The sequence below is a fragment of the Exiguobacterium sp. s95 genome (genome assembly GCF_018618655.1).
Lineage (GTDB): Bacteria > Bacillota > Bacilli > Exiguobacteriales > Exiguobacteriaceae > Exiguobacterium_A > Exiguobacterium_A oxidotolerans.
Map to the genome: position 1 here is coordinate 513,015 of NZ_JACSMM010000002.1, position 14,117 is coordinate 527,131.

Consider the following 14,117-nt stretch of genomic DNA (forward strand, 5'->3'; position numbering starts at 1 on the left):
GAGGGAACGAGTTGGACATTCAAACACTAGGAATAACCGTACTTTGGACGTTCCTCTATGGATATCTCATCGTTGCCTCAATTGACTTCGGTGCTGGATTTTACGCATTTTACTCGAAATATACAAAACGAGATCATTTGACGAATCGATTGATTTTACGTTATCTTTCGCCCGTTTGGGAAGTGACGAACGTTTTCTTCGTTTTCTTCTTTGTTGGTCTCGTCGGGTTTTTCCCGGACACAGCTTATTACTATGGAACGGCACTTCTCGTGCCTGCATCAATCGTACTCGTTCTGATTGCGATTCGCGGTAGCTTTTATGCCTTTGCGAACTACGGTTCGAACGATAGTATGTTCTATACGTTTCTCTATGGTGCGACGGGGCTCTTGATTCCGGCTGCGATGTCGACGACGTTGACGATTAGTCAAGGTGGCTTTATTCGTAAAACGAATGAAACGGTTGAGTTTTTAGGGACGAAATTGTTTACGAACTTTTATTCCTGGTCAGTCGTAGCACTTGCGATTGTCTCTGTCCTTTATATTAGTGCGATGTTCCTTTTGTTCTACGCAGATAAGGCGCGAGATGTAGGGGCGAGTGACTTGATTCGGAAATGGGCGCTCTTTTGGAGCATTCCAACGATCATCGTCTGTGGACTTGTGTTCTTTGGTTTAAAAAATCAAGCCGCATGGCATTATGAAAATATTTTGAATGGTAACTGGTGGTGGTTCGCAGCAAGTTTTGTGTTCTTCTGTGTTGCAGTCGCACTCGTCTACCTGAAGCGGAATTATGGAATTGCCTTTATCGCTGTCATGGCTCAATACGGAGTTGCATGGTTCGGATACGGCTATACTCATTTACCGTATATCTTATATCCGTACATCGATATCAATAAAGCGGTCGTTAACGAAACAATGGCGACGTCGCTTGTCGTAGTCTTTATCTTCGGACTATTATTATTGATTCCGGCACTCTATCTGATTTTACGATTGTTCCTGTTTGATAACGATTATGTCAGAGGCGAAAAAGTAAAAAAATAGCGAGATCTTAAACGCCTTCACGCACTGTGAAGGCGTTTATAGTATTTTAAGAAGGAATCGGGTACACTACTACTGACGAAGCGAAATCTGAAGGAGAGTTGAACATGAATGGAGAGTTTGCAGTAATTGGTTTGGGGCGTTTTGGTGGTTCAATCGTCCGTGAATTATCGAAGAATGGCTATGACGTTCTAGCGATTGATTCCGATGAAGAACGTGTCAATGAATACATGGGGATTGCGACACACTCCGTCATCGCGGATACGACGGATGAGAACGTATTGAAAAGTCTTGGAATTCGAAACTTTGATCACGTCATCGTTGCGATTGGGGAAAACATTCAAGCTTCGATTTTGACAACGTTGATTTTAAAGGAACTCGGTGTTAAATCAATCACTGTCAAAGCGACGAACGATTACCATGAAAAAGTATTGCGGAAAATCGGTGCTGACTTCATTGTCCACCCGGAACGTGACATGGGGGTTAGGATTGCGAACGGCCTGATGAGTTCGAATATTTTGGATTATCTTGACCTGTCTCAAGAATTCTCAATCGTTGAAATCAAGGTCAGCGATCGCATGGCAAACAAAACGTTGATTGATCTTGATTTACGAAGTAAGTACGGCGCGAACGTCGTCGCCATCAAACGGGGAGAAAATGTCATGATTTCGTTACAAGCTGATGAAGTCATTGAAAAGGGCGACTACCTTGTCGTCATTGGAGAAAACGAAGACTTGGATCGTCTCGAACGAGCCATCCATAAAGTAAAAAGCTGAGGGATCTCCTCAGCTTTTTTTGTATCCCTTTTAAATTAATTGGAATTTTTTTAAACCGTGCGCGATGCCGCCTTCAAGAATGTGTTTCGTGACGAAGTCGGCGGCGGCTTTTGTTTCGTCTAATCCATTGCCCATCGCGATGCCTGTTCCGACGTAGCGGAGCATCTCGAGATCGTTCAGCGCGTCACCGAAAGCAAACGTATCTTCACGTTTGATATCCGTTAAACGGAGGAATTGTTTAATTCCATCGGCTTTCGACGATCCGGCATTGATGACGTCCATCGCTTGTGGGTGCCAGCGAATGAAATCGAATGCTTGATAGTTTTGCGTATAAATCGATTCTTCTTCTGCCTGACAATAGACGAGGGTTTGGAAGATATCGTGCGTCTCGTAAGCTTCTTCATTATAAGCAGGGAGGGGAATATCGAGCGCGCCGAGTGACGTCGCGACGGTCTCGTCTGTTTGACGCGTCGTGAAGCCTTGTTTCTCGCCGAGATAAACAAGTGTGTGCCCATTCTCTTTTGCACGTGATGTTAAATGTTTCAAATCATCGACGGGTTGCGGACGTTTATAGATGACTTTATTTTGATGAACGACGATTTGACCGTTGTAGCCAATGACGGTATCGATGCCGAGTTGCTCACGGACGCCTGACAGCATTGCAGGACCACGCCCGGTCGCGATGGCGACGTAAACGCCGTTTTCCTGTAGTTGTTTGATTGCCTGTTTTGTCGATTCCGGTATGAAATGACCATCGTGAAGCAAGGTTCCATCGATATCGAAAAAGACGACTTTTTGATTTGCCATGGTTTCACCTTCTCTATTTAATTGGCTGAATAGCCGTTTACAAATGAAAGTATAGCATAGCGCCTAGGTTCAAGCAGATATCAGTTGTTGAATAAGGATGAAAAAATGAACCGTTTTCGTGTATACTAATCTAAGGACAAAAAACAATGGACTGATAAGGAGTTGCTAAGTATGATTTTTAAAGTATTTTATCAACCGCTTCGTTCGGAAGCACCAGTAAGAGAACGGACAGAGGTTATGTATGTTGAAGGAGAGAGCATTCGTGACGTGCGAACATCGATTGATCATCTCATCAAAGACATTAATGTTGAATTCATCCGCGAAGTAAGTGGAGAATTCCTAGAGTACGAAAAACAAAGTGTTGACTACAAGGTAGCGACGTTCGCATGAAGTTCGTCAAAAACCACCAAGCAGCCGTATTCGCACTCGGCGGTTTAGGAGAAATCGGGAAGAACACATATGTGGTTCAATTCCAAGATGAAATCATCGTCATTGATGCAGGGGTCATGTTCCCAGAAGATGAATTGCTCGGAATCGATTATGTTATTCCAGATTACACGTATTTAATCAAAAATAAAGATAAAGTCAAAGGTGTGTTCATTACACACGGACACGAAGATCATATCGGCGGACTTCCTTTCTTATTAAAACAAGTGAACTTACCGATTTATGCGGGGAAAATTGCCCTTGGTTTAATCAAGGTCAAATTAGAAGAGCATGGTTTATTACGGACGGCGGAACTTCATGAAATTGATGAGGACTCGATCATCAAGTTCCGGAAGACAAGTATTTCATTCTTCCGGACGACACACTCGATTCCAAATTCGTTCGGTGTCGTCGTAAAAACGCCACAAGGCAATATCGTCCATACGGGGGACTTTAAGTTCGACTTCACACCAGTTGGGGAGCCTGCTGACTTAGCGAAGATGGCAGAACTCGGGAAAGAAGGCGTACTTTGTCTCTTATCTGACTCGACGAATGCTGAAGTTGAAGGATTTACAATGAGTGAACGGGTTGTCGGTGAAACGATTTCGGATGTTTTCCGGAAAGCGGATGGACGAATCATCTTTGCGACGTTCGCCTCGAACATTTATCGTCTCCAACAAGTCGTCAATGCCTCGGTCGAAGCAGGACGGAAAATCGTCGTCTTCGGTCGAAGCATGGACAAGGTCATGATGATTGGACAAGAACTTGATTTCATCAAGGCACCTAAAGGAACAATCATCGAACCGAACGAAATGAAACGGTATAAATCGAATGAAATTACGATTCTTTGTACAGGTTCGCAAGGAGAGCCGATGGCAGCGTTAAGCCGAATCGCCAATGGGACACACCGTCAGATTTCAATCATTCCTGATGATTTGGTCATCTTCTCATCTTCACCGATTCCAGGAAACGTTGTTTCGGTCGGGAAAACGATCAACCAGCTGTATAAAGCAGGAGCAGACGTGATGTATGGTAAGCTCAATGATATCCATACGTCAGGTCACGGTAGTCAGCAAGAGCAACTCTTGATGCTGCGCCTACTCAAGCCGAAGTACTTCATGCCGATTCACGGTGAATACCGTATGTTGAAAAAACACATGTCGCTTGCGATGGATGCGGGTGTTCCGGAAGAGAACTGTTTCGTCATGGATAACGGTGAAGTCTTAGCACTCGATGCCAATGCAGCAGCGATCACTGGTAAAATCCAGGCGAATGCGGTATACGTCGATGGAAAAGGGATTGGAGATATTGGAAACATCGTGTTACGCGATCGTCGTATTCTTTCGGAAGAAGGACTCGTCGTCGTCGTCGTCACACTCGACTCGAAAACAAACCGTCTTGTTTCTGGACCGGACATCATTTCCCGTGGATTCGTCTACATGCGTGAATCAGGCAACTTAATTAAAGATGCCGAGCGCTTGTTGAAACGTTCGTTAGAACAATCATTAACGAACCGAAACACGAAGTGGACAGATATCAAACAAGTCATCAACGATACATTAACACCTTATTTGACTGAAAAAACACAACGTCATCCGATGGTCATGCCGATCATTATGGAAGTTTAACGAAAAAAGCCATTTCCTGAATCAGGAAATGGCTTTTTTGTTTCAAGGCGTGGAAGAGCTCATGTGGCAGGTCCATATTCCTTGAATGGTTCTTTTTTATCGATTCGATCGTAAAACATGATGCCGTCTAAATGGTCATATTCATGCTGGCAAACGATGGCTTTCATACCTTTTAATCTTAATTTTACAGGAATTCCGTTATGATCGATGCCAGTAAGGGTAATACGCATATAGCGTGGCACGTGACCTTCGACTTCACGGTCGACGGATAGGCAGCCTTCACCACCAGTTAAAAACGTCTGTTCGACAGAGTGGCTGATGATTTTCGGATTATAGATTCCGAACTCTAAAAGATCGTCGCCGTCTGGAAGTCGAATCGCGAACATCCGCTTATTGACACCGATTTGAGGAGCAGCAAGACCTATCCCGCTACGCAAATCGTACTTTTCAGCTATTTCATCATCTTGACTGTTAGCAAGAAACTCGCGCATCAAGCGCATCGTTTCTTTATCTTCCTCACTGAGTGGGAAAGTAACTTCCACCGATCGTTCGTGAAGCGTCGGAACTTCTTCGCGTACGATTTCATTCATGGTGATCATGAACAACACCCCTTTCATCTATAAAAATTATAGCACAAGCGAAAGGGGAAATTCATAACTAACACAGTTACAAATAGTTGAATAGTACAGAAGGAGAAACAGAAGGTTTTTGTGAAAGGTGTCACAAATGACGGTCGTAAAAAAAAATAAAACATTTCCTTTGATTTTATAGGCGTTACAGTTTTATACTTGTAACGTAATGAACAAGACATCAAATCGTGTCGAGTCATGTTAATACAGTTTACTCAACTGAATAGGTACACAGATATATGTTCAAGAAAGGTCACACGGGACTTCGATTTTTGAACACTATTGGTATGTGGGCAAATCAGTCAGAGGAATATTTCGCTGAGCACAGTGAAAGGATGAGGTGAAAAGATGAACTTAAACATGTTTAAAAACGTGGAAGAAAACTTTGAAACGTTCCGCATTCTTGACGAGAAAGGTGAAGTCGTCAACAAAGACGCTATGCCGGATCTCTCAGATGAAGAATTAACGGAATTAATGCGTCGTCTCGTATACACACGTATCTGGGACCAACGTGCAATCTCACTCAACCGTCAAGGACGTCTTGGTTTCTATGCTCCAGTAGCAGGACAAGAAGCGTCAATGATCGGAACACAATTCGCACTCGATAAGGATGACTGGATTCTTCCTGGATACCGTGATATTCCACAGATGGTCTTCCATGGCTTCCCACTCTACAAAGCATTCTTGTTCTCACGTGGACACATCACAGGCGGTAAGATTCCTGAAGGTGTGAACGTCTTAATGCCACAAATCATCATCGGCGCACAAATCGTTCAAGCTGCCGGTGTTGCACTCGGTCTTAAGAAAAGTGGTAAAGAGCAAGTAGCAATCACATATACAGGTGATGGCGGTTCTTCACAAGGTGATTTCTACGAAGGAATGAACTTTGCTGGAGCATTCAAAGCCCCTGCAATCTTCGTCGTTCAAAACAACCGTTTCGCAATTTCGACGCCGGTTGAAAAACAATCAATGGCAAAAACAATTGCACAAAAAGCGGTCGCTGCCGGCATCAACGGTATTCAAGTTGACGGTATGGACGTTCTCGCAGTTTACGCTGCAACGAAACAAGCACGTGTCGAAGCACTCAACGGTGTACCGACATTGATCGAAACACTCACGTACCGTTACGGACCACACACACTCGCTGGTGATGATCCGACACGTTACCGTACAAAAGATATGGATGATGAGTATCAAGCTCAAGATCCACTCGTTCGTTTCCGTGCGTTCATGGAAACAAAAGGTCTTTGGAACGAAGACAAAGAAAACGAAGTCATCGAGCAAGCAAAAGCTGATGTGAAAGAAGCACTTGCACAAGCTGACAAAGAACCAAAACAAAAAGTTACTGACTTCATCAACGTGATGGCTGAAAAGTTACCACAAAACCTGCAAGAGCAGCTTGATGAGTATACAGCAAAGGAGTCGAAATAACCCATGGCACAAATGACGATGATCCAAGCGATCACTGACGCAATGCGCGTCGAGATGAAACGCGACGAGCAAGTTCTCTTGTTCGGTGAAGACGTCGGTAAAAACGGTGGGGTATTCCGTGCGACAGAAGGTCTTCAAGATGAATTAGGCGAAGACCGCGTCTTCGATACACCACTCGCCGAGTCAGGTATTGGTGGTCTTGCAGTCGGGTTCAGCTTGACTGGTTTCCGCCCAATCATGGAAATCCAATTCTTCGGTTTCGTTTTCGAAGTGTTCGATTCAGTAGCAGCTCAGCTCGCGCGTCTACGTTACCGTTCAGGTGGTACGTACAGTGCACCAGTTACAATCCGTTCACCATTCGGTGGTGGCGTTAAGACACCAGAACTTCACGCGGATAACTTAGAAGGATTGATGGCTCAGTCACCAGGACTTAAAGTCGTCATCCCGTCAACTCCGTACGATGCAAAAGGTCTTTTGATCGCGTCAATCCGCGATAACGACCCAGTCGTTTTCCTTGAGCACATGAAACTCTACCGTTCATTCCGTGGCGAGGTTCCTGAAGGGGACTACACGGTCGAACTCGGTAAAGCAGACATCAAACGTGAAGGTACAGACGTTACAATCGTCACGTACGGCGCGATGGTCCACGCTTCACTTAAAGCAGCTGAGGAACTTGAAAAAGAAAACATCAGCGTCGAAATCATCGACTTGATGACAATCAGCCCAATCGATATCGATACAATCGTTGCGTCAGTTAAGAAAACGAACCGTGTCGTTGTCGTTCAAGAAGCTCAAAAACAAGCAGGTGTGGCTGCAATGGTCGCAACTGAAATTCAAGAGCGTGCAATTCTTGATCTTGAAGCACCGATTCTTCGTGTAACGGCTCCAGATACAATCTTCCCATTCGCACAAGGGGAAGACGTCTGGATTCCAGACCACAAAGATATCGTTGAAAAAGTAAAAACAGTTTACAATTTCTAAGCGTGATTCGGAAAAAGGAGAGGGGAAATTCTCTCCTTGCTTCCGTTTTAAAGATAACAATTGACTAGAAGAGTGAAATAAAAGGAGGCATATTCAAATGGGTTTATTTGAATTCAAATTGCCGGATATCGGTGAGGGTATTCACGAAGGCGAAATCGTAAAGTGGTTCGTAAAAGCGGGCGACACAGTAAAAGAGGACGACGTTCTTCTTGAAGTTCAAAACGATAAAGCGGTCGTTGAAATCCCGTCACCAGTTGATGGTACAGTCAAAGAAGTAAAAGTAGACGAAGGTGTCGTTGCTGTTGTTGGTGACGTATTAATCTCATTCGACGTCGAAGGTGAAGGTTCAGCTCCTTCTGAAGAAGCAGCTCCTGAACAACCTAAAGCAGAAGAAAACGCAAAAGATGTCCAAGACACGGATCAAAAAGTCGAAGACAAGCCGACTGAAGTTCAAATCCACAAATCAGAACGTGTCATCGCGATGCCTTCTGTCCGTAAATATGCACGTGAAAAAGGCGTCGACATCCGTGAAGTTCAAGGTTCTGGAGACAACGGTCGCGTCGTTAAAGAAGACATCGATGCATTTGCAAACGGTGGTCAATCTTCTACTGCACCAGCTTCAGAAGAAAAAGCATCTGCACAAGCATCTGCTCCTAAAGCTGAAGTGAAACCGTATGTTGCTGCTCAACCTGAGCTTGAAACACGCGAAAAAATCAAAGGTATCCGTAAAGCGATTTCGAAAGCAATGGTCAACTCGAAACATACGGCACCACACGTAACACTTATGGACGAAGTCGATGTAACGAACCTCGTGGCACTCCGCAAAAACTTCAAAGAAGTTGCTGCAGCACAAGGTACGAAATTGACTTACCTTCCGTTCGTCGTTAAAGCATTGACTGCGGCTGCTAAAAAGTACCCGACTATCAACGCTTCAATCGATGATGCTAACGAAGAAATCGTCTACAAAAACTACTTCAACATCGGTATCGCAGCGGATACAGATAACGGACTTGTCGTACCTGTCGTCAAAGACGCAGATCGCAAATCAATCTTCTCGCTCGCTGATGATATCAATGATTTAGCTGGTAAAGCACGTGATGGTAAACTTTCTGGTGAAGAGATGAAAGGCGGATCGATCACAATCACAAACATCGGTTCTGCTGGCGGACAATGGTTCACACCTGTCATCAACCACCCGGAAGTTGCAATCCTCGGTATCGGCCGTATTGCTGAAAAAGCAGTCGTTAAAAACGGTGAAATCGTTGCAGCACCAGTACTTGCACTTTCATTCAGCTTTGACCACCGTCTCATTGATGGTGCAACAGCACAAAACGCGCTTAACCTAGTTAAACGCTTGTTGAACGACCCACAACTTCTCATTATGGAGGGATAAGCAATGGTAGTAGGTGAATTCGCACAAGAAACAGATTTACTCGTAATCGGGGCCGGCCCTGGTGGTTATGTCGCTGCAATCCGTGGCGCACAACTCGGACTTAAAGTAACAGTCGTCGAACGTGAAAACGTCGGTGGTGTTTGCTTGAACGTTGGATGTATCCCGTCAAAAGCGTTAATTACAGCTGGACACAACTTCCAACATGCAAAAGGTTCGGACTCAATGGGGATCACGTCTGAGAACGTTGCAGTCGATTTCTCGAAAGTTCAATCTTGGAAACAATCAGTCGTTAACAAATTAACGGGTGGTGTTGGCGGCCTTCTTAAAGGTAACAACATCGAAACAGTCGTAGGGGAAGCATACTTCCAATCTGAAGATACAGTTCGTATCATCAACGAAGATTCTTCAACACCTTACAAATTCAAAAAATGTATCATTGCAACAGGTTCGACTCCAATCGAACTTCCAGCGTTCAAATGGTCTAAACGTGTCCTTTCTTCTACAGGCGCATTGAACCTTCCTGAACTTCCGAAAAAACTCATCGTCATCGGTGGCGGATACATCGGAATGGAGCTTGGTACAGCGTATGCTAACTTCGATACTGAAGTTGTCATCTTAGAAGGAACAAAAGACATCCTTTCTGGTTTTGAGCCGGCAATGACACAAGTCGTCAAGAAAAAGCTCAAACAAAAAGGGAACATCACAATCCACAACGAAGCACTTGCACAAAGTGTGGAAGAGACAGAAGACGGCGTTAAAGTAACGTTCGAAGTGAAAGGTGAAACACAAACAGTTGAAGCGGACTACGTCCTCGTCACTGTCGGTCGTCGCCCGAACACTTCTGATCTCGGTCTTGAGATGGCTGAAGTTAAACTTAGCGAGCGCGGACTTGTCGAAATCGACGATCAGTGCCGTACGTCTAACGAAAACATCTACGCAATCGGGGACATCGTTCCTGGACCACCACTTGCGCACAAAGCATCTTTTGAAGCGAAAATCGCTGCTGAAGCTGCTGCTGGACACCCGGCATACCTCGACTATAGCGCGATTCCTGCGGTTGTCTTCACAGACCCAGAACTCGCAACAGTCGGTTATACAGAAGCACAAGCGAAAGAAGAAGGTCTTGATTACCTCGCTTCTAAATTCCCTTATGCTGCAAACGGTCGTGCCCTTGCACTCAACGAGCCAGACGGCTTCTTGAAAATGATCACACGCAAATCAGACGGTCTCTTGATTGGTGCTCAAATCGCTGGTACAGGCGCATCTGACATGATCGCAGAGATGGGACTCGCAATCGAGTCTGGAATGACTGCTGAAGATATCGCACTCACAATCCACGCACACCCTTCACTTGGTGAAATCGCGATGGAAACTGCTGAAGTTGCAATCGGTAGCCCAATCCACATCATGAAATAAGCTTTAAGCCCTTAAGCGGGGAGCCGACCGCTTAAGGGCTTTTTTTCATTATCATATGCAAGAGGCTAAGGTGTGGTCTTGGTAAAATAAAAAGTACGGGCGGAGGATTTGATATCCTGCGCCCGTACTTTTTTGAGAAGCTGTAACGTCTGCTTTCGTTTGAATCATCGAATGGCATTCGATTGTTGAATGACTTTAATTGTTTCGAGTGAATGATCCTCAAGCCCTTGGACAGGAAGACCCGCTTCGATATTTTCTTTAATATACGCTAAGTTATCCGTCGTAATCATCTCACCAGGAATGAAGATCGGGATGCCCGGCGGATAGACCATCATGAATTCTGCAGAAATCCGTCCTACGGCTTGCGCGAGCGGAATCGTTTCCGTTTCTTCGTAGAAGGCATCACGTGGACTTAATGCGAGTGCAGGTATGTCAGGCAACATGATAGAATGTGAAGTTGTTTTCGCACCTGTATCACGGTACCGCTCAACAAGCTCAGTCATTCCAGTCAGTAAGGCGTCAATCGTTTCCTCAGAGTCGCCTGAAGTGATAATTAAGAGGATGTTATTCAAATCTGATAGTTCGACTTCAATCCGGTGCTCTTCGCGTAAGAACTCTTCGACGAGGTGACCCGAAATACCGAGTCCTTTGACCGAAATCAATACTTTAGTCGGGTCGAACGCGAATGTCGCACTTGAATGTAAGTCCGATTCACCGAAGACGGCGAGGTAAGGCAACTTAGCGAGACCCATCCGCATCCGTGTCGATAGTTCAAGTGCGCGTCGGTTCATTGCCTCACCATTGATCGCGAGGTGGCGCCGTGCGCAATCGAGTGAAGCGAGTAACAGATACGATGTTGAAGTCGTCGTCAACATCGAGAGGACAGTCTGGACTTTATCGGGCGAGACCAGACCTCGGCGGACGTTCAAGACAGAACTTCCTGTGAGTGATCCACCCAGTTTGTGCACACTCGTAGCGGCTAAGTCAGCCCCTGCTTGCATTGCTGATAGCGGCATATCATCGTGGAAGCCGATATGGACGCCGTGTGCTTCGTCAACGAGGACAGGGATCCCTTTCCCATGAGCAAGCTTGACGATGCTCTCAAGGTCGCCTGCGACACCGAAGTACGTCGGGTTGATGACGAGGATCGCCTTCGTATCAGGATGAAGACTGAGGGCACGTTCGACGGCACTTGGTGTGATACCGTGAGCAATTCCAAACATTTCATCAAATTCAGGGTGAATGAAAATCGGGTGCGCTCCAGAAAGAACGATAGCCGACATGATCGATTTATGGACATTTCGCGGAACGAGGATTTTATCGTCCGGACCGACGACGCTCATGATCATTGCCATGATTGCCGTTGACGTTCCTTGGACAGAGAAAAACGTTTCATCTGCATGGAATGCTTGTGCCGCCAATTGATGGGCATCTTTGATAATCGTTTTCGGATGATGTAAATCATCGAGTGGAGCGATGTTGATTAAATCGATATCGAGTGCATTTTGACCGATGAACGATCGAAATGCAGGATCCATTCCTTGCCCATTCTTATGACCAGGAATATGAAATTGAATTGGTTGACGTTTCGCATGCGCGAGTAGCGCATCGAATAAAGGTGTATCGAGCTGTGTTAAGCTTTTTGTTTGCACCAGATTTCCCCCCTTAAAACCGAATAAAAAAACAATCAAACAAGCTAACTATAACAAGTTTTCATAACGTTGCAACTGTTTTATCTTCGATTTCATTGTAAAATAAGAATCGTGAAGAAAGGATGTGTCAGGATGGCTCTTAATTATCCCATCAACCCAGACTGGTCGACGAAGGAAATCGTCACCGTCATTGATTTTTTTAACATCGTCGAAGAAGCTTACGAAAAAGGTGTGTCACGTGAAGAATTTATGCGGACATATAAAGCCTTCAAGAAAATCGTGAATGCGAAGTCGGAAGAAAAACAACTCGATCAATTCTATTTCGAAGAAACAGGTTGCTCCAGTTACCGTGCGGTCCAACAAGCAATCAAACAAGACGAACCGATTTTACGAATGAAAAAATGAAGAATGATTAAGAGAGAAAGGCGAGGATTTCATTCGGAATTCCTTGTCTTTTTTTAGTGTGCATCCTACATATATCCTGAAAGGGAAACCGATTAGTTGTTTAGAATAAAGAAAAATGGGTTATATATTACATACAAGACGATATCGTTAAACTGTAATTTTTAAAAATAGATGCTTTACATCTAAGTTGAATCGTACTATTATAGATTCAATCCACTAATTAGTCGCAATTGTCTGATAATTAAAACGTTCATTTATCTCGCGAAGGAGTGTGGTTACTGTGAAACAAGTAATAGAAGCATACAAGAGAAAAGATGCAGAAAAACGCATTCCGGTATTGCGTCTCGAAATTGATTATGAGCTCGCAACATTGCACGATGCAATCGTAGAAAGTGATGCAGAAGCGGTTGGTGCCAGTAAAGAGCGTCTCGAAAAATACCGCCAAGAAATGGTGTTATTAGAGGCATGATTCAGTAAACGATAAACTAAAAATCAAATTAAATTAAATCAATCAACCAGCGAAAATTTTCGCTGGTTTTCTTTTTTTGTTACTATGGAAAAGACAGGAATCATATAAAAGGAGTGAGGCGCATGCAAGGCATAGAGTTACATGCTATCGATTTAATGAAACGAGCGGGTAAATATATCCGTCAGATGATAGACCATGCGTATCATATCGAAGAAAAAACGAATAAAAGTGACTTAGTGACGGAGATTGACAAAAATGTCGAAGATTTATTAATTGAAGGTATCCTGAATCAGTATCCAGATCATCATATATATGGAGAAGAAGGGCGTGCGGCGCGACCTGAAACATTGGGTGGCACGATTTGGTTCGTCGATCCGATTGACGGCACGATGAATTTCATTCGCCAAAAACGCTTATTTGCGATTTCGATTGCCATCATGGTAGAGGGCGAACTTCAGTATGGATTTGTGTATGACGTCATGGCGGATGAGATGTTTCATTGCATTAAAGGACAGGGCGCATTCGAAAATGGAATTCGATTAGCGCCAATTGAAGAGAAGCCGGTTAGTGATGCGATCATCTGTATGAATGCAACGTGGGTGACTGCCAATCGAAGAATTGATGCAGCATTGCTAGCACCACTCGTAAAAGACGCTGTTGGGGTTCGGGCAGTCGGTGCCGCCTCGCTTGAACTCGCCTGGGTCGCCGCGGGGCGTGTTGACGGCTACATTACGATGCGAAACATGCCATGGGATTACGCAGCTGGACAACTGTTGATTGAGGAGCTTGGAGGGCGCGTCGGGACGATTGAAGGCGACGCGATGACTTTCCAAGAACAAACGAGTGTTCTTGCAGGGAGTCGGACATTTGTCGCAGACGTATTGACGTATGTAAACAAATAAAACGCCCTTGAACTACCTCCACCTACGCTTCGCTTAGAGGTGGAGGATTCCTGAGTGATCCGACCTGACGGTCGAAACCTGATCAGGCTAACCCCGTCGTCCCGACGGTTGAAGAAGCTAAGAGGCGTTCAGCTTCTTGTTTGAGGTTCAGTCCTGCGTTCACATCAC

14 protein-coding genes are annotated in these 14,117 nt (G+C 44.8%); 11 read left to right on the forward strand and 3 right to left on the reverse strand.

Annotated elements, in window-relative coordinates; all coding sequences use genetic code 11:
* Window positions 1-11: 11 nt before the first annotated feature.
* Both KNP99_RS07200 and KNP99_RS07205 read left to right on the forward strand, forming a co-directional pair.
* Entirely contained in the window at window positions 12-1,037 is a 1,026-nt protein-coding gene (locus tag KNP99_RS07200) for a cytochrome d ubiquinol oxidase subunit II (RefSeq protein ID WP_088837471.1), read from the forward strand.
* A 104-nt stretch (window positions 1,038-1,141) separates the two neighbouring features.
* On the forward strand, window positions 1,142-1,810 hold the full coding sequence (locus KNP99_RS07205; RefSeq protein ID WP_029330962.1) for a potassium channel family protein: 669 nt from the start codon (window positions 1,142-1,144) through the stop codon (window positions 1,808-1,810).
* A 30-nt stretch (window positions 1,811-1,840) separates the two neighbouring features.
* Here the strand turns inward: KNP99_RS07205 and KNP99_RS07210 are convergent, their stop codons facing one another.
* Entirely contained in the window at window positions 1,841-2,617 is a 777-nt protein-coding gene (locus KNP99_RS07210) for a Cof-type HAD-IIB family hydrolase (RefSeq protein WP_214845151.1), read from the reverse strand.
* Window positions 2,618-2,788: 171 nt separating this feature from the next.
* Between KNP99_RS07210 and KNP99_RS07215 the strand changes: the two genes are divergently transcribed.
* Together KNP99_RS07215 and rnjA are read left to right on the forward strand one after the other, a co-directional pair.
* The gene (locus KNP99_RS07215; RefSeq protein ID WP_088837469.1) at window positions 2,789-3,007 is read left to right on the forward strand and encodes a DNA-dependent RNA polymerase subunit epsilon; all 219 of its coding nucleotides are present in this window, start codon (window positions 2,789-2,791) and stop codon (window positions 3,005-3,007) included.
* A complete protein-coding gene (rnjA, locus tag KNP99_RS07220; RefSeq protein WP_088837468.1) occupies window positions 3,004-4,671 on the forward strand; it encodes a ribonuclease J1 in 1,668 nt (555 codons plus the stop codon). The genes KNP99_RS07215 and rnjA overlap by 4 nt, the downstream gene beginning before the upstream one ends.
* 59 nt (window positions 4,672-4,730) lie before the next feature.
* On the opposite strand, the gene def is transcribed toward rnjA, so the two are convergent.
* Complete coding sequence (gene def, locus KNP99_RS07225; protein ID WP_029330958.1) at window positions 4,731-5,270, reverse strand: peptide deformylase; 540 nt, start codon at window positions 5,268-5,270, stop codon at window positions 4,731-4,733.
* A gap of 378 nt (window positions 5,271-5,648) precedes the next feature.
* Between def and pdhA the strand changes: the two genes are divergently transcribed.
* From pdhA to lpdA, 4 genes are all read left to right on the forward strand, one after another.
* Window positions 5,649-6,731: a pyruvate dehydrogenase (acetyl-transferring) E1 component subunit alpha gene (gene pdhA, locus KNP99_RS07230; RefSeq protein WP_026827895.1), complete on the forward strand. Its 1,083-nt coding sequence runs from the start codon at window positions 5,649-5,651 to the stop codon at window positions 6,729-6,731.
* Window positions 6,732-6,734: 3 nt separating this feature from the next.
* Window positions 6,735-7,712 carry an alpha-ketoacid dehydrogenase subunit beta gene (locus KNP99_RS07235; RefSeq protein WP_088837467.1) on the forward strand — a complete coding sequence of 326 codons (978 nt, stop codon included), beginning with the start codon at window positions 6,735-6,737 and terminating at the stop codon, window positions 7,710-7,712.
* Between the two features lie 97 nt (window positions 7,713-7,809).
* Window positions 7,810-9,105: a dihydrolipoamide acetyltransferase family protein gene (locus KNP99_RS07240; protein ID WP_029330956.1), complete on the forward strand. Its 1,296-nt coding sequence runs from the start codon at window positions 7,810-7,812 to the stop codon at window positions 9,103-9,105.
* Between the two features lie 3 nt (window positions 9,106-9,108).
* Window positions 9,109-10,521, forward strand: a complete 1,413-nt coding sequence (gene lpdA / locus KNP99_RS07245) for a dihydrolipoyl dehydrogenase (protein ID WP_088837466.1) — start codon at window positions 9,109-9,111, stop codon at window positions 10,519-10,521.
* A gap of 164 nt (window positions 10,522-10,685) precedes the next feature.
* Here the strand turns inward: lpdA and KNP99_RS07250 are convergent, their stop codons facing one another.
* Window positions 10,686-12,173 carry an aminotransferase class I/II-fold pyridoxal phosphate-dependent enzyme gene (locus KNP99_RS07250; RefSeq protein WP_088837465.1) on the reverse strand — a complete coding sequence of 496 codons (1,488 nt, stop codon included), beginning with the start codon at window positions 12,171-12,173 and terminating at the stop codon, window positions 10,686-10,688.
* A gap of 132 nt (window positions 12,174-12,305) precedes the next feature.
* On the opposite strand from KNP99_RS07250, the gene KNP99_RS07255 reads away from it, so the two are divergent.
* The 3 genes from KNP99_RS07255 (at window position 12,306) to KNP99_RS07265 (ending at window position 13,949) form a co-directional block, all read left to right on the forward strand.
* Window positions 12,306-12,578, forward strand: coding sequence for a UPF0223 family protein (locus KNP99_RS07255; RefSeq protein ID WP_029330953.1), 273 nt, complete (start codon window positions 12,306-12,308; stop codon window positions 12,576-12,578).
* A gap of 280 nt (window positions 12,579-12,858) precedes the next feature.
* Window positions 12,859-13,047 carry a hypothetical protein gene (locus KNP99_RS07260; protein ID WP_029330952.1) on the forward strand — a complete coding sequence of 63 codons (189 nt, stop codon included), beginning with the start codon at window positions 12,859-12,861 and terminating at the stop codon, window positions 13,045-13,047.
* 122 nt (window positions 13,048-13,169) lie between these two features.
* The gene (locus KNP99_RS07265; protein WP_088837464.1) at window positions 13,170-13,949 is read left to right on the forward strand and encodes an inositol monophosphatase family protein; all 780 of its coding nucleotides are present in this window, start codon (window positions 13,170-13,172) and stop codon (window positions 13,947-13,949) included.
* The last annotated feature ends 168 nt before the right edge of the window (window positions 13,950-14,117 follow it).